We start from the raw sequence: 668 nt of genomic DNA on the forward strand, positions 1-668 counted from the left end.
AGGTACGGCACGCTGAACACCCAGCTCTGCACGCGCACCCGCTCCAGGATGCCGGAGATGTACGAGTTGCCCACCAGCCCGCTCAGCTCGCGCCAGAACCGCAGGTCGTAGCCGATGAGGATGTCGAGGTCGCCACCGCGGGCCGCCCGCTCGGCCTCCTCCGCGCGGCGCCGTACCGACGCGAGCGCCTGCGGCGTCGTGGAGTCCATGGCGGTGGCGACCGAGCGCCGGAACATGCCCTCCACGATGAGCGTGCGCGCCTCGACCATGTCGCGGTAGTCGCCGATGGTGAACTCGTGGACCCGGTAGCCGCGGTGCTCCTCCACGTCCAGCAGGCCCTGCGCGCACAGGTCGAGCAGCGCCTCGCGGACCGGCGTCGCGGAGACCCCGTACTGCTCGGCCATCTCCTTGACCGTGAACTGCTGCCCGGCCGGTAGCCGCCCCGCCAGCACCTCGTCGCGCAGCGCGTCGGCTATCTGCTGCCGCAGCGTGCTGCGCTTGACCTGGCTGGTGCCGGGCATGGGTCCGTCTCCTTCCACGGCCGCCCGCGTGATGTGGGGTTCCGCCGGCGCACGAGCCGGCGGACAAGCGAGCGGCCCCCGCATCACGATATGCGAGGGCCGTTGCGCGGAGTGTGGAGGTGTTGCACGGAGTGCAGTGCTCTGGCC

The 668-nt window shown here is 71.6% G+C and carries 1 protein-coding gene; it reads right to left on the minus strand.

The window, feature by feature from the left end:
• Window positions 1-521, minus strand: a 521-nt coding sequence (locus tag KUM32_RS40985; protein ID WP_217146740.1) for a GntR family transcriptional regulator, incomplete at its 3' end; no start/stop codon positions are given.
• Window positions 522-668 lie beyond the last annotated feature (147 nt).

Source organism: Streptomyces sp. AC627_RSS907, from assembly GCF_019049165.1.